The sequence below is a fragment of the Streptomyces sp. NPDC040545 genome, assembly GCF_055595065.1.
This window is the reverse complement of the sequence record NZ_JBVIWA010000005.1, coordinates 1-19,653: the sequence shown is the minus strand read 5'-3', so window position 1 is coordinate 19,653 and position 19,653 is coordinate 1. Positions and strand designations below refer to the sequence as shown.

General features: G+C 72.7%; 16 protein-coding genes. 11 read left to right on the top strand and 5 right to left on the bottom strand.

All coding sequences use genetic code 11. The features are described from left to right. Positions 1 to 19 precede the first annotated feature (19 nt). A complete protein-coding gene (locus tag ACZ573_RS12525; protein ID WP_471302726.1) occupies positions 20 to 1,309 on the top strand; it encodes an MFS transporter in 1,290 nt (429 codons plus the stop codon). Here the strand turns inward: ACZ573_RS12525 and glgX are convergent. Continuing rightward, entirely contained in the window at positions 1,294 to 3,408 is a 2,115-nt protein-coding gene (gene glgX, locus ACZ573_RS12520; RefSeq protein WP_471302724.1) for a glycogen debranching protein GlgX, read from the bottom strand. The two genes, ACZ573_RS12525 and glgX, sit on opposite strands and share 16 nt — an antisense overlap. Positions 3,409 to 3,704: 296 nt before the next feature. Between glgX and ACZ573_RS12515 the strand changes: the two genes are divergently transcribed. After that, on the top strand, positions 3,705 to 4,982 hold the full coding sequence (locus tag ACZ573_RS12515; RefSeq protein ID WP_471302721.1) for an SAV2148 family HEPN domain-containing protein: 1,278 nt from the start codon (positions 3,705 to 3,707) through the stop codon (positions 4,980 to 4,982). A 113-nt stretch (positions 4,983 to 5,095) separates the two neighbouring features. After that, a complete protein-coding gene (locus ACZ573_RS12510; protein WP_471303290.1) occupies positions 5,096 to 5,815 on the top strand; it encodes an exonuclease domain-containing protein in 720 nt (239 codons plus the stop codon). A gap of 35 nt (positions 5,816 to 5,850) precedes the next feature. Here the strand turns inward: ACZ573_RS12510 and ACZ573_RS12505 are convergent, their stop codons facing one another. After that, entirely contained in the window at positions 5,851 to 6,723 is an 873-nt protein-coding gene (locus ACZ573_RS12505; RefSeq protein WP_471302719.1) for a phosphotransferase enzyme family protein, read from the bottom strand. Positions 6,724 to 6,807: 84 nt separating this feature from the next. On the opposite strand from ACZ573_RS12505, the gene ACZ573_RS12500 reads away from it, so the two are divergent. The 8 genes from ACZ573_RS12500 to ACZ573_RS12465 all read left to right on the top strand — a co-directional run bounded on the left by ACZ573_RS12500 (position 6,808) and on the right by ACZ573_RS12465 (position 17,046). Beyond that, on the top strand, positions 6,808 to 8,982 hold the full coding sequence (locus ACZ573_RS12500; RefSeq protein WP_471302716.1) for an FUSC family protein: 2,175 nt from the start codon (positions 6,808 to 6,810) through the stop codon (positions 8,980 to 8,982). A 51-nt stretch (positions 8,983 to 9,033) separates the two neighbouring features. Then, positions 9,034 to 10,236, top strand: a complete 1,203-nt coding sequence (gene mgt, locus ACZ573_RS12495) for a macrolide-inactivating glycosyltransferase (RefSeq protein ID WP_471302714.1) — start codon at positions 9,034 to 9,036, stop codon at positions 10,234 to 10,236. 20 nt (positions 10,237 to 10,256) lie between these two features. Then, on the top strand, positions 10,257 to 10,844 hold the full coding sequence (locus tag ACZ573_RS12490) for a DUF1697 domain-containing protein (RefSeq protein ID WP_471302712.1): 588 nt from the start codon (positions 10,257 to 10,259) through the stop codon (positions 10,842 to 10,844). Positions 10,845 to 10,895: 51 nt separating this feature from the next. Beyond that, positions 10,896 to 11,186: a DsbA family protein gene (locus tag ACZ573_RS12485; protein WP_471302710.1), complete on the top strand. Its 291-nt coding sequence runs from the start codon at positions 10,896 to 10,898 to the stop codon at positions 11,184 to 11,186. Positions 11,187 to 11,263: 77 nt separating this feature from the next. Then, entirely contained in the window at positions 11,264 to 12,265 is a 1,002-nt protein-coding gene (locus ACZ573_RS12480) for a ketopantoate reductase family protein (protein ID WP_471302708.1), read from the top strand. Positions 12,266 to 12,528: 263 nt separating this feature from the next. Continuing rightward, the gene (locus ACZ573_RS12475) at positions 12,529 to 13,356 is read left to right on the top strand and encodes an FAD binding domain-containing protein (RefSeq protein ID WP_471302705.1); all 828 of its coding nucleotides are present in this window, start codon (positions 12,529 to 12,531) and stop codon (positions 13,354 to 13,356) included. After that, entirely contained in the window at positions 13,353 to 16,070 is a 2,718-nt protein-coding gene (locus ACZ573_RS12470) for a molybdopterin-dependent oxidoreductase (RefSeq protein WP_471302704.1), read from the top strand. Before ACZ573_RS12475 ends, ACZ573_RS12470 begins: the two co-directional genes overlap by 4 nt. 4 nt (positions 16,071 to 16,074) lie before the next feature. Continuing rightward, positions 16,075 to 17,046 carry an antibiotic biosynthesis monooxygenase gene (locus tag ACZ573_RS12465; RefSeq protein ID WP_471302702.1) on the top strand — a complete coding sequence of 324 codons (972 nt, stop codon included), beginning with the start codon at positions 16,075 to 16,077 and terminating at the stop codon, positions 17,044 to 17,046. Between the two features lie 49 nt (positions 17,047 to 17,095). Here the strand turns inward: ACZ573_RS12465 and ACZ573_RS12460 are convergent, their stop codons facing one another. The 3 genes from ACZ573_RS12460 to ACZ573_RS12450 are packed head-to-tail and all read right to left on the bottom strand — an operon-like array spanning position 17,096 to position 19,537. Then, positions 17,096 to 17,860, bottom strand: a complete 765-nt coding sequence (locus ACZ573_RS12460) for a sirohydrochlorin chelatase (RefSeq protein WP_471303288.1) — start codon at positions 17,858 to 17,860, stop codon at positions 17,096 to 17,098. Next, a complete protein-coding gene (locus tag ACZ573_RS12455; RefSeq protein ID WP_471302699.1) occupies positions 17,860 to 18,756 on the bottom strand; it encodes an ABC transporter permease in 897 nt (298 codons plus the stop codon). Before ACZ573_RS12455 ends, ACZ573_RS12460 begins: the two co-directional genes overlap by 1 nt. Further along, positions 18,743 to 19,537, bottom strand: coding sequence for an ABC transporter ATP-binding protein (locus ACZ573_RS12450; protein ID WP_471302697.1), 795 nt, complete (start codon positions 19,535 to 19,537; stop codon positions 18,743 to 18,745). The genes ACZ573_RS12455 and ACZ573_RS12450 overlap by 14 nt, the downstream gene beginning before the upstream one ends. Positions 19,538 to 19,653: the final 116 nt, after the last annotated feature.

Genomic DNA, 19,653 nt, shown 5'->3' with positions numbered 1-19,653 from the left:
CCGGGTTAATGTCGATCAAGTGGTTGGAACCGTCACTACCTATCGAAAAGTCATCGCCCTGACCGGGCCCCTACTCCCGCTCGTCTCTTTCCTCGCCCGACTGCCCGTCGCGATGTCCCAGTTCGGCAGCTTCCTGCTGGTCGCCCAGACCAGCGGATCCCTCGCCACCGCCGGCACGGTCGGCGGCGCCCTCTCCGTCGGACAGGTCCTCTTCGGACCCGTCCTCGGCTGGCTCGCCGACCGCCACGGGCAGCGCCCGGTGGTCCTGGCCGCGGCCGCCGTCAACGCCGTGGCCACCGCCGCCCTGGTCGCCGGGGCGCTCACGCATCTGGCCACCGTCCCGCTCGCCGCGATCGGAGCCCTCACCGGCGCCTCCGTACCGCTGATCGGACCGCTCGCCCGTACCCGCTCGGTGGCCCTGGCGCACCGGGCCAAGTCCGACGAGAGCGTCGTCGGCGCCGTCCACGCCCTCGAAGGCACCCTGGACGAGGTCTCCTTCGTCTTCGGACCCGCCCTCGTCGGAGTCGCCGCTCTCCTCGCCCACCCGGCCGTCGCCCTCGCGGGCGCGGCCGGCCTCGTCGCCGTCTTCGGCACGATCTACGCGCTGCACCCGACCGCCGCCGTCACGGCCGGGTCGCCCGCGCGGGACCGGGGCCCGGGAAGCCGGGTCCGGCCCCCCGGCGTGGTCCACGCCGTACGCGGCTCGCTCGCCCTCCAGGGCGCGATGTTCGGCGCCTGCCAGGCGGGCATCACCGCGCTCACCATCCGGCTCGGCGTCCCCGGCCAGGCCGCTGTCGTCTACTCCGCCATGGGCGTCGTCAGCGCGGTCGTCGGCATCTCGCTCGGCGCGCTGCCCGCCCGCTTCGGGCTGCGGCTGCGCTGGCGGGTGGCGACCGGCGCGGCCCTGGTGCTCTCGGTGCCCCTGCTGTTCACCGACGGCCTGTGGCCGCTGTACGCCGTCGTCACCGTGCTGGGAGCCGCCTACGCACCCCACCTGATCACCGCGTTCGCGCTCACCGAGCGGGCCGTGGAACCGGCCCGGCTCTCCGCCTCGATGGCCTTCGCCGCCAGCTGCCTGGTGGCCGGGCAGGCCACGGCCCTCGTCGTCTGCGGGCGCCTGGCCGAGGCGTACGGCCCCGCCGGGGCCTTCGCCGTGGCCGTCGGGGCGGCCGCGCTCTGTCTGCTCCTCGCCCTCGTCACCAAGGTGCCCGCCGCCCGGACGCAGACCGCAGGGGCGAGCATCCCGGGCCCGCGGACCGGCACCTCCCCGGCGACGGAAGGGAGCGGCGCCGCCTACGCCGGGCGCTGAAGCACCACCAGGCACCGCCCCGTCAGCGCCACCCGGTCACCGGCCGCGTACTGCGGCCCGGTGCCGGGTGGCAGTACGTCCGCCCGCGCCGTGTCCACCACGAGCCGCCACTGCGCGCCGTGTCCCGCCGGAACGGTGAAGTCCTGCGGCTCCGCGCCCGCGTTGAACATCAGCAGGAACGAGTCGTCGGTGATCCGCTCCCCGCGGGTGCCCGGCTCGGAGATCGCCTCCCCGTTGAGGAAGACGGTCAGCGCCTTCGCGTGCTGCGCCTGCCAGTCCCGCGCCCGCATCTCCTCCCCGTGCGGGGTGAACCAGGCGATGTCCGACAGCTCGTCGTGCGTGCCCTCCACCGGCCGCCCGTGGAAGAACCGGCGCCGCCGGAAGACCGGATGGTCCCGGCGCAGCCACACCATCCGCCGGGTGAACTCCAGCAGGGACGGCGCCGGTTTGCCCGGCTCCGGCCAGCGCACCCAGCTCAGCTCGTTGTCCTGGCAGTAGGCGTTGTTGTTCCCCTGCTGGGTGCGGCCGAACTCGTCGCCGTGGCTGAGCATCGGCACCCCCTGCGACAGCATCAGGGTGGCCGTGAAATTGCGCATCTGGCGTTCGCGCAGCTCCAGGATCTCCGGATCCTCGGTGGGCCCCTCCACACCGCAGTTCCAGGAGCGGTTGTGGGTCTCGCCGTCCCGATTGCCCTCCCGGTTGGCCTCGTTGTGCTTCTCGTCGTACGAGACCAGGTCGTTCAGGGTGAAACCGTCGTGGCAGGTGGTGAAGTTGATCGACGCCAGCGGGCGCCGCCCGTCGTCCTGGTAGAGGTCCGAGGAGCCCGTCAGCCGCCCCGCGAACTCCGCGAGCGTGCGCGGCTGCCCGCGCCACAGGTCCCGTACGGTGTCCCGGTACTTGCCGTTCCACTCGGTCCACAGCGGCGGGAAATTGCCCACCTGGTAGCCGCCCTCGCCCAGGTCCCAGGGCTCCGCGATCAGCTTCACCTGGCTGACCACCGGATCCTGCTGGACCAGGTCGAAGAACGAGGACAGCCGGTCCACCTCGTGGAACTGGCGGGCCAGCGTCGCCGCCAGGTCGAAGCGGAAGCCGTCCACATGCATCTCGGTGACCCAGTAGCGCAGCGAGTCCATGATCAGCTGGAGCACGTGCGGCGAACGCATCAGCAGCGAGTTCCCGGTGCCGGTGGTGTCCATGTAGTGGCGCGGATCGTCCGCCAGCCGGTAGTACGAGGCGTTGTCCAGCCCCCGGAAGGACAGCGTCGGGCCCAGGTGGTTCCCCTCGGCGGTGTGGTTGTAGACCACGTCGAGGATCACCTCGATGCCGGCCTCGTGCAGGGCCCGGACCGCCGACTTGAACTCCAGCACCTGCTGGCCGCGGTCGCCCGAGGCGTAGCCGTTGTGCGGGGCGAAGAAGCCGATGGTGTTGTAGCCCCAGTAGTTGCTCAGCCCGTCGTTGACCAGCCGGTGGTCGTTGACGAACTGGTGCACCGGCATCAGCTCCAGCGCCGTCACCCCGAGCTTGGCGAGGTGGCCGATGACCGCCGGGTGCGCCAGCGCCCCGTAGGTGCCGCGCAGCTCTTCGGGGAGGTCCGGATGGTTCATGGTCAGACCCTTGACATGGGCCTCGTACAGCACGGTGTGGTGGTACTCGTGGCGCGGCGGCCGGTCGTTGGCCCAGTCGAAGTACGGGTTCACCACCACCGAGCTCATCGTGTGCGGGGCGGAGTCCAGGTCGTTGCGCGAGTCCGGCCGGCCGAAGTGGTAGCCGTACACCGCCTCGTTCCAGCTGACCCGGCCGCTGATGGCCCGCGCGTACGGGTCCAGCAGCAGCTTCGCCGCGTTGCAGCGCCGGCCGCGCTCGGGCTCGTACGGGCCGTGCACCCGGAATCCGTAGCGCTGGCCCGGCATGACGCCGGGCAGGTACGCGTGGCGGACGAAGGCGTCCGTCTCGCGCAGCTCCACGGCCGATTCCGACCCGTCGTCGTGCAGGAGGCACAGCTCGATGCGTCGGGCGGCCTCCGAGTAGACCGCGAAATTGGTGCCGGCGCCGTCGTACGTGGCACCCAGCGGATACGCCTGTCCCGGCCAGACCTGCATAGATAACGACTCTTCCCTCGTTGCCCGAAGATGTTCCGGCTGTCCCGGCTGACCCGGCGTGGACCCAAGTCCCTGCCAGATCTTCCCCGAAAGAGGGGCCGCAAGCGCGGACTTGGGAGGGGTCCTACCGGGTGACCCGCAGAGCTGATATGCGGGTCAGCGGACTGTCTGCGCATCGGATAATGGGTCAACGGACAGCCTCCGTAAGGGCCGTCGGGCTGCACCGGGCCGTGCGCGCGGAGTACCCTTCCGTGATCACTGGAGACGGGCGTCCAGACGCAGAAGGCGGTGCACGGGTGAGCTCGGGAGGTCTGGAGCTGCCCCCTGGTGACAGCAGTCACGAGGGTGGCCCGGCGGACGCCCCAGGGGGTGTCCCGGGCGGGACACCCGCGGGGCTCCCGGCCGGGGCGGTCTCCCTGGCGGGCGGACCGGCGGCGGCCGGGGACGCGGGGACCGGCGTGGAGCTGGACTGGGGCACGGAGGCCTGGAGCGAGGTCCGGACCCGGGCACAGCGGGCCGGCCGGGCGTACATCTGGCTGAATCTCATCGAACAGCGGCTGCGCGCGGTGGTCGGGGCGGTGCTCCGGCCGATCTACGAACCGGTGCACGGCACGGACGACTGGGTCGTCGCGGCCGCCGGGCCCGCCGGGCAGGAATGGGTGCAGCGGGCCGTGGCCGTGCGCGAGGTCAGCCGGCGCAAGGGCTACCTGCTCGACTCCGCCGACGACAACGTGCTGAGCTTCCTGACCCTGCCCCAGCTGCGGGAGCTGATGGTCCAGCACTGGCCGTGCTTCGAGCCGTACTTCGACGACCGGCGCGAGATCGAGCTGGCCCTGGACGAGCTGGAGGTCACCCGCAACGTCGTCTCCCGCAACCGGGCGCTGTCCCGGCCCGTGCTGGAGCAGGCGGAGCGGGCCTCGGCACGCCTGCTGGAGGTGCTGGGCGGGGTCTCCGGCAGCCCCTCCGCGGAGCGGCTGCCGATCGACGCCGTCGAGGACCTGGTGGGCGACCGGTACGCGGACGTCATCTCGGTCCACCCCGACCGGGTACGGCTGCAGCGCCAGCTCCCGGCCGAGGACCTCTTCGGGGGCGCGCGGCGGCTCGACGCCATCGGCATAGGGCTCAACCTGCTGGTCCAGAACTTCTCGGGCCGAAGACTCGTCCGGCTCACGGAGGCCGGGTGCCGGGTGCGGCTGCTGTTCCTGAACCCGGCGAGCAGCGCCGTGAAGCGCCGCGAGCGGGAACTGGGGCTGCGCAAGGGCGAGCTGAGCCGCTCGGTCGAGATGAACATCCTGCACGTCCGCCGGGTCCGGGCGGGTCTGCGGGACCCCTCCCGCTTCGAGATCCACGTCTTCGACGAGACCCCGCGGTTCACCGCCTACCTGGTGGAGGGGCAGTCCTCGGGCATCGCGGTGGTCCAGTCCTACCTGCGGCGGGCGCGCGGCATGGAGTCGCCCGTCCTGGTGCTGCGGGGCGGCGGTCGCGGGGTGCCGAAGGACGCGGAGCACGGGCTGTTCACGACGTACCGGGAAGAGTTCGAGTCGATGTGGGAGGACTCCCGGCCGGTGTCCTGACACGGGGCCCCGCGGCCCCGGCGGCCTGGCTGTCAGTGGCCCGTGGCAGGCTGAAACCCGTTGACCGAAGGCGTTGTACGGGGGAGGGGCACGGGGTGGAGGACTGGCACGGCATGGGGGACTGGCACGGCGGTGTGCTGATCGGATTCGACCTGGAGACGACCGGCACGGAGCCGGGGGAATCGCGGATCGTGACGGCGGCCCTGGTCGAGGTGCGGGCCGGAGCGGTGCGCGAGCGGCGCGGCTGGCTCGCGGACCCGGGGATACCGATCCCCGAAGCAGCCTCCGCGATCCACGGGATCAGCACGGAGCGCGCGGTCGCCGAGGGGCGCCCGGTGCGGGAGGTCGCGGACGAGGTCGCCGATGCCCTGGTGGGCCACTGGCGCGCCGGCGCGGTGGTGGTCGCGTACAACGCGGCCTTCGACCTGACCCTGCTGACGGCCGAGCTGGCCCGGCACGGGCTGCCCTCGCTGGCCAACCGGCTGGGCGGGGCACAGACCGGGCCGGTGGTGGACCCGCTGACCATCGACCGGGCCGTGGACCGCTACCGGCGGGGCAAGCGGACCCTGGAGGCGGTCTGCGGGGTGTACGGGGTCACCCTCGACGACGCGCACGACGCCGGGGCGGACGCACTGGCCGCGGTCCAGGTGGCCCGGGCGATAGCCGAGCGGCATCCGGAGGTGGCCGCGCTCACCCCGGCCGACCTGCACGCGCGGCAGAGCACCTGGCACGCCCGCTGGGCCCGGGACTTCCAGTCGTACCTGCGCCGCCAGGGCACCCCGGACGCGGTGATCGACGAGGCCTGGCCGCTGCGGGGCCTGGTCCCGGCCTGATCGGCAGGAGTTTCCTGGAAGTCGGCACGAGTTTTCTAGAAGGAACGCCACTGCGTTTCCCGGTCGCCCTCCCTGAGGGAGGCCACGCGGCGGCGGAATTCGGCCAGGGCCTTCGGGTTGGCCGGGGCGTGCTGAGCGACCCAGGCGCAGCTGGCCGTCTCCCGGGCGCCGCGCAGGACCGCGCAGCCCTCCCAGTCGCGGACGTCCCACCCGTAGGCCGTCACGAAGGCCTCGTACTCCCCGGCGGGCATGCCGTACCGGTCGCGGGAGAGCGCCATCACCACCAGGTCGTGCTCGCGCAGATCGGCCGACACGGTCTCCAGGTCGACCAGGGCCGGGCCGTCGGGGCCCACGTGGACGTTGCGGGGCAGGGCGTCGCCGTGCACCGGACCCGGGGGCAGCCGCGGCGTCAGGGCCGCGAGCTCACCGGCGTAGGCGTCCCGGCGGGCCCGCAGATAGGCCGCGTCGCCCGGGTCGACGGCGTCCCCCGCCAGCCGCAGCCAGCGCTCGACCCCGTCCAGCAGGTCCCGCGCGGGCAGGGCGAACGGCGGCTCGGGCAGGGCGTGCACGAGGCGCAGCAGCGCCGCCAGGTCCCCGGGCCCCGCCGGCCGCACCGCGTCCGGGAGCCGGTGCCACAAGGTCAGCGGGTGTCCGTCCACCAGCCGCGGCTTCGGCTCGGCCGCGCGGACCGCCGGGATCCCGGACGCGGCGAACCAGCCGGCCACCGCGAGTTCCCGCTCGGCCCGCTCCAGCAGGGCCGCCTCCCGGCCCACCTTCACCACCAGGTCGCCGACGGCGAAGACCGCGTTCTCGCCGAGCGCGAGGAGGACCGCATCCCCGGGACCCCCGGGCGCGCCCCCGGTCAGGCCCGCTGCCGCCAGTACGCCCCTCGCCCGTGACTCGTCCATACCGCCGCTCCCGCCCCTCACCGTGGAACCACTGCCGCACGTCAGTATGTGGTGGCTTCCGGCAGGTGGCCCGATCATGGAGTCATGTGCGCCGAACATGACGGACGCGCCGGCCGGGGTCCCTCGGTCGTGACGCGGCGCGCCCTGCGCACCACCCTCTCCGCGTGCGTCTCGTTCTTCGTGTGCCTGTACGCGCTGGACCGGCCGGTGGCGGCGACGTACGCGCTGTTCGCCGCGGTGTCGATGGCGGCCCTCTCCCACATTCCCGGCACCGGGCGCCAGCGGGCGGCCGTCATGGTCAAGGCGACGCCCGTGGCCTGGGTGCTGCTGACGATCGGCACCTACCTGGCGATCCGGACCTGGAGCGCCGTGGCCGGCATGCTCCTCATCGGCTTCGCCCTGGCCTTCGTGGCGGTGGCCGGTCCCCGCGCGGCGGGCGCGGCCCCAGGACTGCAACTGCTCTACATCCTGCCGTGCTTCCCGCCCTACGCACCGGACACCCTCGCCGAACGGCTCGCGGGGGCTACCTTCGGCCTCCTGCTGCTGGTCCTCGCCGAGGCGTTCGTGCTGCCCGAGGAGCCCGGGCCCACCTACCGGCGGCTGGCCGCCGGGGCGGCCGGGACCGCCGCCCGCTGCGCCGCCGAGCTGGGCCGTGCCCCGTACACGCTGTCCGCCGTCTCGGCGGAGACGGCCCGGGCGGCCGGGGAGTCGCTGCGGCCGTTCCGGACCGACGAGGCGGACCGGCCCGCCGGGCCGGGGTTGCACGACCGCGCCCTGGCCCACGTGGGCCTCGCCGCCCGCACGCTCCTGAGCCGCATGGTGAACCTGCCCCCGGCGCCCCCGGAGCCGCCGCCCCCGGACCGGCCGCCCGAGGTGCCGGAGGCCGAGGTGCTGGCCGCGGTCACCCGGGCCGTCACCGAGACCGCGGCCCTGCTGGACGGCACGGCCGACACGACCGAAGCGGCGGACGCGCTGCGGCACGTACGGGAGGCGGCGGCGTCGGCGGCCGCACGGGAGCCGCCGACGACCGTCGCGCGGGGCCGCCGCCGGGCGGCCGTGCTGGAGGTGGCCGACGCCGCCGTGGCCCTGACGACGGCGGCCGAGCTGGCGGTACGGGGCCGGCGCGCGCGCAGGCCCGCCGATACCGACGCCGGGCGCTTCTGGTACGCCGGCCAGCTCGCGCCGCGCCTGTGGTGGCACCGGATGGCGGGACACGCGGGGCCGCGGTCCGTGTACTTCCAGAACGCCGTACGGATCAGCCTCGCGCTCGCCGCGGCCCGTACGGTCGCGGGCGTGGACTCGCTGCCCCACGGCTTCTGGGCGATGCTGGCCGTCCTCAGCCTGACCCGGACCACCGCCGCCCAGACGCGGGCGACCGTCCGCGTGGCGATCACCGGCACCTTGCTCGGTGCCCTGGCCACCGGGCTGCTGCTGGCCCTGATCGGCGGCCACACCACCGTCTACGCCATCGCCCTGCCGTTCGTGATGTTCACGGCGTTCCGGGTGGGCCCGGTCCGGGGCGTGGGCTGGGCCCAGGGCATGTTCACCCTCGTGGTGGCCTTCGTCTTCGCGCAGCTGGCCCCGGTGACCTGGCAGCTGGCCGAGGTCAGGATCCTGGACGTGATCATCGGCAGCCTGATCGGCGTCGTGTTCGGGGTACTTGCCTGGCCGCGCGGGGCGCAGCGGGAGCTGCACCGGGCGGTCGCCCTGCTGCTGACGAGGGAGGCCGAGACCGTCGAGCGGACCACGGCCGCCGTGGTGGAGGGTGGGCCGGGGCAGACTCCCGACGACGAGCCGCTCCAGCACGCGCTGATCATGGCGGAGTCCGCCTTCGCGCAGCACCAGAGCGAGCCCCGCAACACCGAGGACCCCACGACGGACTGGCAGGCGGCCATGATCACGGGCCATCACGTGCTGTGGGGTTCGCGGCGGCTCATCGTCCGCGGCGGCCCGGCCGTGGGCCCGGACAACGGAGCCCGGCTGGACGGCCGGGCAGCGGGGGTGGCCACCCGGATGCGGGAGGCGGCCGAGTGGGCGGGGGAGGTCCCGGAGGCCCCGGACGTCCCGGATCGGCAGAGTGCGCCGCCGGCCGGCGGGCCCGCCGTGGACGACCCGCCGGGTGCCTCCTCGCCGCGGTTCTTCGCCGCGCTCGCGTGGCTCGACTCGCTCACCGTCGATGTCGCGCGCATCACGGCGTCGGACCACCCGTCCGGCCCGTCCGGCCCGTCCGGCTCCTCCCGCCGGGCCGCGCCGGCGTGATCGGCGGGAAAGATATTGCACGAGACGTATCGTCTCGCTTATCGTTCGATCATGACCGCAGCCAAGCCCGCCCACATCGCCATGTTCTCCATCGCCGCCCACGGGCACGTGAACCCGAGCATCGAGGTGATCCGTGAACTCGTGGCCCGGGGCCACCGCGTCAGCTACGCCATCCCCGCCTCCTTCGCCGAAAAGGTCGCGGAGACCGGCGCCACGCCCGTGATCTACACCTCCACCCTCCCGACCGACGACGAGCCGGAGGCCTGGGGCACCGAGCTCATCGACAACCTGGAGCCGTTCCTGAAGGACGCCGTCCAGGCCCTCCCGCAGCTCGCCGCCGCCTTCGAGGGCGACGAGCCCGACCTCGTGCTCCACGACATCACCTCCTACCCGGCGCCCGTGCTCGCCCATCGCTGGGGCGTCCCCGCCGTCTCCCTCTCCCCGAACCTGGTCGCCTGGGACGGATACGAGCAGGAGGTGGCCGAGCCGATGTTCGCCGGGCTGAAGGCCTCCGAGCGCGGCCGGGCCTACTACGCGGCCTTCGCGGCCTGGCTCACCGCGAACGGCCTCGGCGACGACGTCGACCGCTTCCAGGGCCGCCCGCGCCGCAGCATCGTCCTCATCCCGCGGGCGCTCCAGCCGCACGCCGACCGGGTCGACGGGTCCGTGTACACCTTCGTCGGAGCCTGCCAGGGCGACCGCAGCGCCACCCAGGGCACCTGGCACAGGCCGTCGGCCGCCGAGGGCAAGAAGATCGTGCTCGTCTCGCTCGGCTCCGCCTTCACCAAGCAGCCGGCCTTCTACCGCGCCTGCATCGAGGCCTTCGCGGACCTGCCCGACTGGCATCTCGTCCTCCAGATCGGCAAGTTCACCGACGAGGCGGACCTGGGCCCGGTCTCCGCCGACGCAGAGGTCCACCGCTGGGTTCCCCAGCTGGACATCCTGCGCCAGGCCGACGCCTTCATCACCCACGCGGGCGCCGGCGGCAGCCAGGAGGGGCTCGCCACCGCCACCCCGATGGTCGCCGTCCCCCAGGCCGTCGACCAGTTCGGCAACGCCGACATGCTCGTCTCCCTCGGCGTGGCCCGGCACGTCCCGATGGCGGACGCCGACGCGGCGACCCTGCGCGAGGCGGTCCTCCAGCTCGTCGCCGACCCCGAGGTCGCCGCCCGCGCGGAGGCCGTCCGCGCGCAGATGGCGACCGAGGGCGGCACACGGGAGGCGGCCGACCTCATCGAGGCCGAATTGTCGTAGGCGGGTTCTAGGGTGCGGCCATGACGAAGAAGGCGATGGCCGAGAAGGCGACGAAGAAGTACGCGGCCCTGCTGCGCGGGATCAATGTCGGCGGGAACAAGAAGGTCCCGATGGCGGAGCTGCGTGCGCTGCTGGAGGGGCTCGGCCACGGCGACGTGGCGACGTACCTGCAGAGCGGCAACGCCGTCTTCAGCAGCGCGCGGCAGGACCCGACGGCCCTCGCCCGCGAGCTGGAGGCGGCCATCGAGGCCCACTTCGGCTTCCGCGTGGCATGCCTGGTGCTGGACGGCGCGTACCTGAGCGCCGTCGCCGAGGCCTGTCCGTTCCCGGCCGCGGAGCTGGAGGGCAAGCAGCTGCACGTGACCTTCTGCTCCGAACAGCCCGGCCCCGAGCGGTTCGCCGCGCTCGACGGGGCGGCGTACCTCCCCGAGGAGTACCGGATCGGCGAGCGCGTCCTCTACCTCTACGCCCCCGAGGGCCTGGGCCGCTCCAAGCTCGCCGAGGCCCTCGCCAGGCCCGCCGTCGTCAAGGGCATCGACGTGACCACCCGCAACTGGAACACCGTCGCCAAGCTCGTGGAGCTGACCGCGGTCCGACCCCGGCCCTGACTTCGGTCCGACCCCGCGCCCGAGGCCCCGCTCCGGGCCGTACGAACAGGGATGCGCCCCGAGCGTCTGCTCGCGCTCGCCGAGCAGGTGCCCGGTCTGCGCGGCGAGGCCTTCGACGCCGCGGTGTCCACCATGAAGTACCAGGACTTCGTCACCGCCTCGCAGTCGGCGTACCGGCAGACGGGCGACGATCCGATCGGACCGGGCACCCCCGCCGTCGTGATCAACTCCAAGCTGGTCCCCGAGCAATTCCGGGGATCCCTCTTCGAGGAGCAACTCGCCGGGGATCTGCTCAACATCGTCCGGATCGATCCCGCCGGCCGGCAGAACTACCGCGCGTAAGGCGCGTCCCGCGCCGGCACGGAAGCTCGCCGTGCCCCGACGGCGACCCGGCGGGCCGGATGTGCCAGGCTCGTGGCATGCGTTACATCATCATCGGCGCGGGCGCGGTCGGCGCCACCATCGGCGGACGGCTCGCGGAGGCGGGCGGCGAGGTCGTACTCGTCGCCCGCGGCGCGCACGCGCAGGCCCTGCGGACCGACGGGCTGCGGCTCACGACGGCCGACGGGACCCGGGTGCACCGGCTGCCCGTCGTCACCGGACCGGACGAACTGGGTGAACTGCGCCCCGACGACGTCCTGTTGCTGTCCGTGAAGACCCAGGACGCCATCGCCGCACTCGATGCGTGGGGCGACGCGGAGGTCGCGGGCGGCGGTACGGCCGCGCAGCGGCTGCCGGTGCTGTGCGCGCAGAACGGCGTGGAGAGCGAGCGGCTGGCCCTACGGCGCTTCGCGCGCGTGTACGGGGTGTGCGTATGGCTGCCCGCCACCTTCCTGGAGCCGGGCGTGGTCTCGGCGCTGTGCGCGCCGCTGACCGGGGTCCTGCACGTGGGCCGGGCGGCGGGCGGCACGGACGCCGTGTCGCGGGCCGTCGCGGCGGACCTCGGCAAGGCCGGCTTCGAGGCGCCGCCGGTCGAGGACGTGATGCGGTGGAAGTACGCGAAGCTGCTCGGCAACCTGGGCAACGCGATCCAGGCGACGACCGGACCGGAGCCGGACCCGGTGAAGGCCGCGCTGCTCCTGCGGGCCGTCCGTGAGGGCAAGGCCGTCTTCGGCGCGGCAGGCATCGCCTACGCCTCGGACGCCGAGCAGTCCTCGGCGCGCGACGGCAAGGTGAACCAGCCGGCAGGGGTACGGGGCGGCTCGTCCTGGCAAAGCCTGGCGCGGGGCACGGGCTCGGTGGAGGCGGACTACCTCAACGGGGAGATCTCCCTGCTGGGCCGGCTGCACGGGGTGCCGACCCCGGTCAACGACGTCCTGCGGCACGCGGCGAACATCTTCGCCCGGGAGGGCCTGCCACCGGGCGCGATGTCCGCCGTGGACCTGACGGCCCTCGCGGACGAGGCGGCGGCCCGCGTCTAGGCCTTCGCTCGGCGGAGCTGGGCCGGTCGGGGATACGCTGAAAGGGAGTCTCTACGTCCGCCGGTCCTCGTCGAAGTGACCGACCGCAGCGGCCGGAGTCGCCCGGATTCGACCTGCGGCCGAAGCCGGCGGTGCCCCGTGGCCGACCCGGGCTTCGACGCGAAATGCGATGCGGTCGTCGCCCGAGGCCGTGACGGCGCCCGCGAGCACCGGAGGCCGGTGGAGGGTCGTCACACGGCTGCCGTCGTGAGGGAGCGATTCCCGTGGACCTCAACACGATCACCGAAATCGTCCGGCGTCCCGCCGACCGGCCGGGCGCGGACTGGCGCGAGGGCGATGCCTGGCTCGCCGGCGGGACCTGGCTGTTCTCGGCGGAACAGCCGGATCTGCGCCGCTTGGTCGACCTGACCACCCTGCCGTGGGCCCCCCTCGTCCCCACCGACAAGGGCCTCGAAATCGGTGCCACCTGCACCATCCGGGAGTTCTACGCCTTCCGGCCCCCGGCCGACTGGACCACCGGCTCCCTCTTCGCGACGGCCTGTGAGGCGTTCCTGTCCTCGTTCAAGGTCTGGAACGCGGCGACCGTGGGCGGAAACATCTGCATGTCACTGCCGGCCGGCCCCATGATCACGCTGACGGTCGCACTGGAGGCGCGCTACGAACTGTGGGCCCCCGACGGGACGACGCGCACCGTCGACGCCCTCGACTTCGTGACCGGCAACCACCAGAACGCCCTCGCCCCCGGGGAGATCCTGCGACGCATCGAGATCCCGGTGCACACCCTGCGCAAACGCGCCGCGCACCGCCGGTTCACCCTGACCCGCCTCGGCCGCTCGACGGTGTTCCTCATCGGCACGCGCACGCCCGGGAACAACGACCTGCTGCTCACCGTCACGGCCGGCACCACCCGACCCGTGCGCATGCTCTTCGAGACCATGCCCGATGCCGCGACCCTGCAGCAGAGCATCGACGTCATCCCCGCCGACCTCTGGTTCGACGATCCCAACGGCACTCCCGGCCACCGCCGCCATCTGACGAAGCACTTCGCCGAGGAGATCCGCCGTGAACTCGCGTCCGGGAGCCCGACATGACGTACCGCGTGAACGGCAGGAGCTTCACCGAGGAGCCGGCGCCCGGACAGTGCCTGCGCACCTTCCTCCGCTCGCTCGGCCACTTCGGTGTCAAGAAGGGCTGTGACGCGGGAGACTGCGGTGCCTGCACGGTATGGCTGGACGGCAGCCCCGTGCACAGCTGCATCACCCCCGCCTTCCGTGCCGACGGCCGTGAGGTGACCACCATCGAGGGGCTGGGATCGCCCGGCAACCTGCATCCGATGCAGCGCCAGTTCCGCGACGCCCCGGGATTCCAGTGCGGCTTCTGCACCGCCGGGATGATCATGACCTCGGCGACCTTCACCGAGTCCCAGAAGGCCGATCTGCCACGGGCGTTGAAGGGCAACCTCTGCAGGTGCACCGGCTACCGGGGGATCGAGGACGCCGTGCGGGGCGTCGTCGGCGTGGAGAGTGCCAGGCCGGGAAAGGCCGCCGGAACGAGCGTCGGAGCTCCTGCCGCCAACGACGTGGTGACGGGCCGCGCCGAGTTCACGATGGACACCCACATGGACGGCATGCTGCACCTCAAGGTGCTGCACTCGCCGCACGCCCACGCCCGGATCCTGTCGATCGACAAGAGCGCCGCCCTCGCGGTTCCCGGCGTACAGCGGGTCTACACCTGGGAGGACGTGCCGCGCAGGCGCTTCACCACGGCGATCCACACCGACCACCTGGTCGACCCGGACGACACCCTCATCCTCGACCGGACGGTCCGCTTCGCCGGCCAGCGCGTCGTCGCCGTCGTCGCCGACACGCCCGGCGCCGCGGAGGAGGGCTGCCGGAACGTCGTCGTCGAGTACGAGCCGCTGCCCGCGGTGTTCGATCCCGAGGAGGCCATGGCCGAGGGAGCCCCGCAGATCCACGGGGCGGACGACCCCTTCGTCCGCGACCCCGTCCACAACATCCTGCTCGAGATCCATTCGCACATCGGAGACGTGGACGCGGGCTTCGCCGAGGCCGACGTGATCCACGAAGGCACCTACTCGTCCCCCCGCGTGCAGCACGCGCACCTGGAGACCCACGGCTCGATCGCCTGGATGGAGGACGGACGTCTCAACGTCCGCACCAGCTCGCAGTCGCCCTCCATCGCCAAGGTCAAACTCGCCCACCTGTTCGCGCTGCGCCCGGACCAGCTCCGCGTGTTCTGCAAGCGCGTGGGCGGCGGTTTCGGCGGCAAGCAGGAGGTCATCTCGGAGGACCTGGCCGCGCTCGCCGCGCTCGACACCGGGCGGCCCGTGTGCTTCGAGTACACCCGCGAGGAGGAGTTCACCACGGCCTCACCGCGCCATCCGATGACGCTGACCGTCAAGCTGGGCGCGAAGGCGGACGGCACGCTCACGGCGTTCCAGGTCCGCAACGTGTCGAACACGGGTGCCTACGGCAACCACGGCGGCGAAACCCTGTTCGCGGGCGGCGCGGCTGTCATGATCTACCGCTGCGCCAACAAGAAGTACGACGCGTACTCCGTCTACACCAACACCGTTCCGAGCGGAGCGCTGCGCGGGTACGGGATGACCCAGCCGGCCTTCGCCGTGGAATCGGCGATGCACGAGCTCGCCCTCGCCCTGCACATGGATCCGCTCGAACTGCGCCGCCGCAACATCGTGCGTCCGGGCGACCCGCTCGTCGCCCTGCACGACGGCCCCGACGACGTGACGTTCACCGAGGACGGCCTCGCGCAGTGCATCGACCTGGTGGGCAGGGCCCTGGCCCGGACGGCCGAAGACCCGCACCTCGGCCCGGACTGGCTCATCGGGGCGGGCGTCGCCGCCTCCCTGCACGAGACCGCGCCGCCGACCGAGCACATCTCGGAGGCCTGGGTGACGCTCGGCGACGACCTCGTCTACGAGGTCGCGGTCGGCACGGTCGAATTCGGCGAGGGCACCTCGACCGCCCACGTCCAGATCGCCGCCGACCAGCTGGGCACCACGCCGTCGCGGATCCGCCTGGTGCAGTCCGACACCGACCGCACGGGGTTCGACACCGGAGCCTTCGCGAGCGCGGGCCTCTTCGTGGCGGGCAACGCGGTGCTGCGTGCGGCCAACGCCGTGCGCGACCGCATCCTGGAGTTCGCCGCCGCCCACACGGGCATCCACCCGGTGATGTGCTCGATGGACGACGACGGGGTCGTCTGCGGGGACCAGCGGGTGTCGCTGGCCGAAATCGTCGCGCTGGCACGGGCGCGCGGCATCCGGTTCACCGCCGCCCGCAAGGCCTACGGATCGCCTCGGAGCGCCGTCTCCAACGCGCACGGGTTGCGGATCGCGGTCCACCGGGTGACCGGTGAGATCCAGGTCCTCCACAGCGTCCAGGCGACCGACGCCGGCTTCGTCATCAACCCCGCGCAGGTACGGGGACAGGTGGAAGGCGCCGTCGCCCAGGGAATCGGCTTCGCGCTGACCGAGAACCTCCGTCTCGACGCCCACGGCGTCGTGGTCAACCCGAATCTCCGCAACTACCGCATTCCCGCCTACGCCGATGTCCCGCGCACCGAGGTGCTCCTGGTGGGCTCGGCGGACTCTGTCGGGCCGATGCGGGCGAAGGGCATGGCGGAATGCAGCATCAACCCGGTGGCCCCTGCACTGGCCAACGCCCTTCAGGACGCCACGGGCATCCGCTACCGGTCGCTGCCGCTGACACCGGAGCGGATCTACGACCGGATCGGCGGGAAGCGGTCGCACTCGAAGGCCTGAGCACATGGACAGCGAGAAGCACCAGGAAGACGCCGAGGCCACGGCGATCATCGCCCAGAAGGTCCTGCCCGGACGGGAGCGGGAGTACGAGACGTGGCAGCAGGACGTCAACGCCGCCGCCGCCGGGTACGACGGTTACCTCGGCGTCGAGGTCGCCCCGCCGACCCCCCTGCAACCCGAATGGGTCGTGGTCTACCGGTACGACTCGATCCCCCACCTGCAGGCGTGGATCAACAGCTCGACCCGACAGGGACTCCTCGAAGTAGGCGACAAGTACCTCGACGGCCCTGGAACCCAGCAGGTCGTCAGCGGCCACGCACCCGCACAGGATCCGCTGGTGACCGTCGTGATCACCCATCGCGTCCACCCGGAGCACGTGGAGGACTTCCTCGCGTGGCAGCGCCGGATGAACGAGGAGGAGAGCAAGTTCGAAGGCTTCCGCGGAAGCGAGTTCTTCCCGCCCATCGAGGGGGTCCAGGAGGAATGGACCACGCTGTACCGGTTCGACAACGCCGAGCACCTCGACGCCTGGCTGACCTCGGACAGGAGGCGGAAGGTCCTCGCCGAGGGAAAGGATTTCGACTTCAAACTGCGCACGATCGACAACTCCTTCGGCAGCTGGTTCGCCTTCGAGGAGAACGGCCGGGAAGCGCCCCCGCCCTCGGTCACCAAGACCGCCATCGCCGTCTGGGTCGGCCTGTACCCGACCGTCGTCCTCCTGGCGCTCGCCCTGTCACCGCTGAAAATGCCGCTCTGGCTGGGCCTGCTGGTGGGGAACCTGCTGTCGAGCCTCGTCATGAGCTTCTTCACGATGCCCTACTACGTGAACCCGCTGCTGAGGCGGTGGCTGCGCCCGTCGCCGGACGAACCGGCGGCCAGGACCAACCTCATCGGCATCGGGATCGTCGCCGTCCTGCTCGCCTTCTGGGTCGTGGTGTTCTACCTGGTGACCACCCGGATCTGGACCCTGCCCTGACCCCCCCACGCGCGCCGCCGGCCGCGGCCTGAAGCCGGGGGTGTCCTGCCTACGCGGTCAGCGCGGGCAGCCGCCGGGCCGGCGCCGTCGCGGCCGCGTCGAAGCGGCGCAGCAGCAGCCGGGCCAGTTCCGGGGCCGCGCCCAGGACGTCCGCGACGACGTCGGCGCCCGCGGCGCCGGCGCCGGCCGCGATACGGTCCGGGAGGCGGCCGGGGGCGATGACGTACGGGGCCACCGCCACCCGCGCGAAGCCCTCGGCGCGCAGGGCCCGTACGGCGTCCTCCGTACGGGGCAGAGCGGCGGAGGCGAACGCAGGCCGCACGGCGCACCAACCGGTACGCCGCCACTCCCGCGCGGTTTCAGCGATCACTGCGATCGCCTCCGGGTCCGTGGAGCCGGCGGACGCGAGCACCACGGCGGTGGTGGCGCGGTCCGCCGGGGTGAGGCCGGCTTCGGCGAGCCGGCGTTCCAGGGCGGTCAGCAGGAGCGGGGACGGTCCGAGGACGTCCGCCACCCGCACCGACAGCCCCGGCAGGCGCGAGGTCGACTCGGCGAGCGCCGCCGGGATGTCGGACTTCGCGTGGAAGGCGCGGGTCAGCAGCAGCGGGAGCGCCACGACCTCCCGTACGCCGGACAGGTAGAGCGAGGACAGGGCCTGCCCCACCGACGGGGTGTCGAAGTCCAGGAAGGCCGTCTCCACGCGCAGCCCCGGCCGCAGCGCCCGCACCCGCCCCGTGAGGGCGTGCACGGTCGCCGCGTGCCGCGCATCGCGGCTGCCGTGGGCGATGACCAGGAGGGCGGGGGACACGGCGATCAGCTCTTCGCCAGCAGACCGCGGCTGCGCAGCACCCACCGCTCGACCGGGCTGAAGATCAGCAGGTCGATGGCGATGCCGACCACGAGGATCAGGATGATCGCGAGGAACACGCCCGGCAGGTCGATGTTGTTGCGGCCGTTCTCCAGCAGCTGGCCCAGGCCCAGGCCCAGGTCGGGCGAGGAGGCGATGATCTCGGCGGCCATCAGCGAGCGCCAGGAGAAGGCCCAGCCCTGCTTCAGGCCGGCCAGGTAGCCGGGCAGTGCGGCCGGCATGACGATGTGCCGGGCCCCGCGCAGACCGGTGGCGCCCAGGGTGCGGCCGGCCCGCAGGTACAGCGGCGGGATCTGGTCGATGCCGGAGACGAGGCCGTTGGCGATGGACGGGACGGCGCCCAGCAGGATCACCGTGTACATCATGGCGTCGTTGAGGCCGAACCACAGGACGGCCGGCGGCACCCAGGCCACCGACGGCAGCGACTGCAGGCCCTGGAGGATCGGGCCGATCGCGGCGCGGACGAACTTGACCCGGGCGACGAGCAGTCCGAGCGGGGTGCCGATGGCCAGGGCCAGCAGGAAGCCGAGCAGACCGCGGGAGACGCTGGTCCACACGACGTCCAGCAGGGTGCCCTTGACCCACATGTCGGACAGGCTGTCCCACACCGCGGACAGCGGGGGCAGCTTGGTCTCCTCGGTCACGTGCGTCGCGACGAGGACCTGCCAGACCAGGAGCACCAGGCTCACGGCCAGGAGGGGCGGGAGGACCTTCTTGACGAGGATCTCGCGGACCGGGGTGCGGTGGGTCTGGACCGCGTCGAGGGCGTCGAGGCCCGCCTCGAGGCCGGCCAGGTCGTCGGTCTTGCCCGTGGCCTTCGAAGTGGTGTCAGTGCTGGCCATGGCGGCGGATCTCCCCACGCAGGTGTTCAGTGATCTCCAGGGACAGTTCCGCGACGTCCGCGTCCTCGATGCGGCGCGGCTGCGGGATGTCCACGGTCCATTCCTTCGCGACCCGGCCGGGGCGGGAGGAGAGCAGGACCACGCGCTGGGCGAGGCGGACGGCCTCGCGCACGTTGTGGGTGACGAAGAGGACGGACAGCCCGGTCTCGGCCCAGATGCGGGTGAGCTCGCCGTGCAGCACGTCGCGGGTGATGGCGTCGAGCGCGGCGAACGGCTCGTCCATCAGCAGCAGCCGGCTGTCCTGGGCGAGCGCCCGGGCCAGGGCCACGCGCTGGCGCATGCCGCCGGACAGTTCGTGCACGCGCTTGCCGTACGAGCCGCCGAGGCGGACCAGCTCCAGCAGCCGCTCGGCCTCCGGCTTGCGGTCGGCCTTGGCCACCCCGCGCAGGCGCAGGGCGAGTTCGATGTTCTTGCCCGCGGTCAGCCACGGGAAGAGCGCGTGCTCCTGGAACATGAGGGCCGGACGGCCGCCGGGGGTCTCGATGGACCCCGCGGACGGCTTGTCGAGTCCCGCGACCAGGTTCAGCAGGGTGGACTTTCCACACCCCGAAGCGCCCAGGATGGTGACGAACTCGCCGGGAGCGACATCGAGACTGATGTCGTCCAGGACGAGCTGCGATCCGGCCGGGCCGGAGAAGGACTTCGAGACGTGCTCGATGCGGGCGGCGTGGGTCTGCTCCGCTACGGAGCCCTCGGCAGCCTTGGCAAGTGTGGTGGCCATGGTCGTCACCTCCTGGGATTGCTGGATCGCGGGGTTACTTGGCGCCGAGGCCGGCGTCGGAGACCTCGGGCTTGCCGGCGGCCTTGAGGACCTTGTTGAGGAGCGTGAGGTCGTAG

Excerpts from the sequence above, each read along its gene's own strand:
- glgX (WP_471302724.1), bottom strand. The coding sequence starts at position 3,408 with ATGCAGGTCTGGCCGGGACAGGCGTATCCGCTGGGTGCCACGTACGAC.
- ACZ573_RS12510 (WP_471303290.1), top strand. The coding sequence starts at position 5,096 with ATGGGGGACTGGCACGGCGGTGTGCTGATCGGATTCGACCTGGAGACG.
- ACZ573_RS12505 (WP_471302719.1), bottom strand. The coding sequence starts at position 6,723 with ATGGACGAGTCACGGGCGAGGGGCGTACTGGCGGCAGCGGGCCTGACC.
- ACZ573_RS12500 (WP_471302716.1), top strand. The coding sequence starts at position 6,808 with ATGTGCGCCGAACATGACGGACGCGCCGGCCGGGGTCCCTCGGTCGTG.
- mgt (WP_471302714.1), top strand. The coding sequence starts at position 9,034 with ATGACCGCAGCCAAGCCCGCCCACATCGCCATGTTCTCCATCGCCGCC.
- ACZ573_RS12490 (WP_471302712.1), top strand. The coding sequence starts at position 10,257 with ATGACGAAGAAGGCGATGGCCGAGAAGGCGACGAAGAAGTACGCGGCC.
- ACZ573_RS12485 (WP_471302710.1), top strand. The coding sequence starts at position 10,896 with ATGCGCCCCGAGCGTCTGCTCGCGCTCGCCGAGCAGGTGCCCGGTCTG.
- ACZ573_RS12480 (WP_471302708.1), top strand. The coding sequence starts at position 11,264 with ATGCGTTACATCATCATCGGCGCGGGCGCGGTCGGCGCCACCATCGGC.
- ACZ573_RS12470 (WP_471302704.1), top strand. The coding sequence starts at position 13,353 with ATGACGTACCGCGTGAACGGCAGGAGCTTCACCGAGGAGCCGGCGCCC.
- ACZ573_RS12465 (WP_471302702.1), top strand. The coding sequence starts at position 16,075 with ATGGACAGCGAGAAGCACCAGGAAGACGCCGAGGCCACGGCGATCATC.
- ACZ573_RS12455 (WP_471302699.1), bottom strand. The coding sequence starts at position 18,756 with ATGGCCAGCACTGACACCACTTCGAAGGCCACGGGCAAGACCGACGAC.
- ACZ573_RS12450 (WP_471302697.1), bottom strand. The coding sequence starts at position 19,537 with ATGGCCACCACACTTGCCAAGGCTGCCGAGGGCTCCGTAGCGGAGCAG.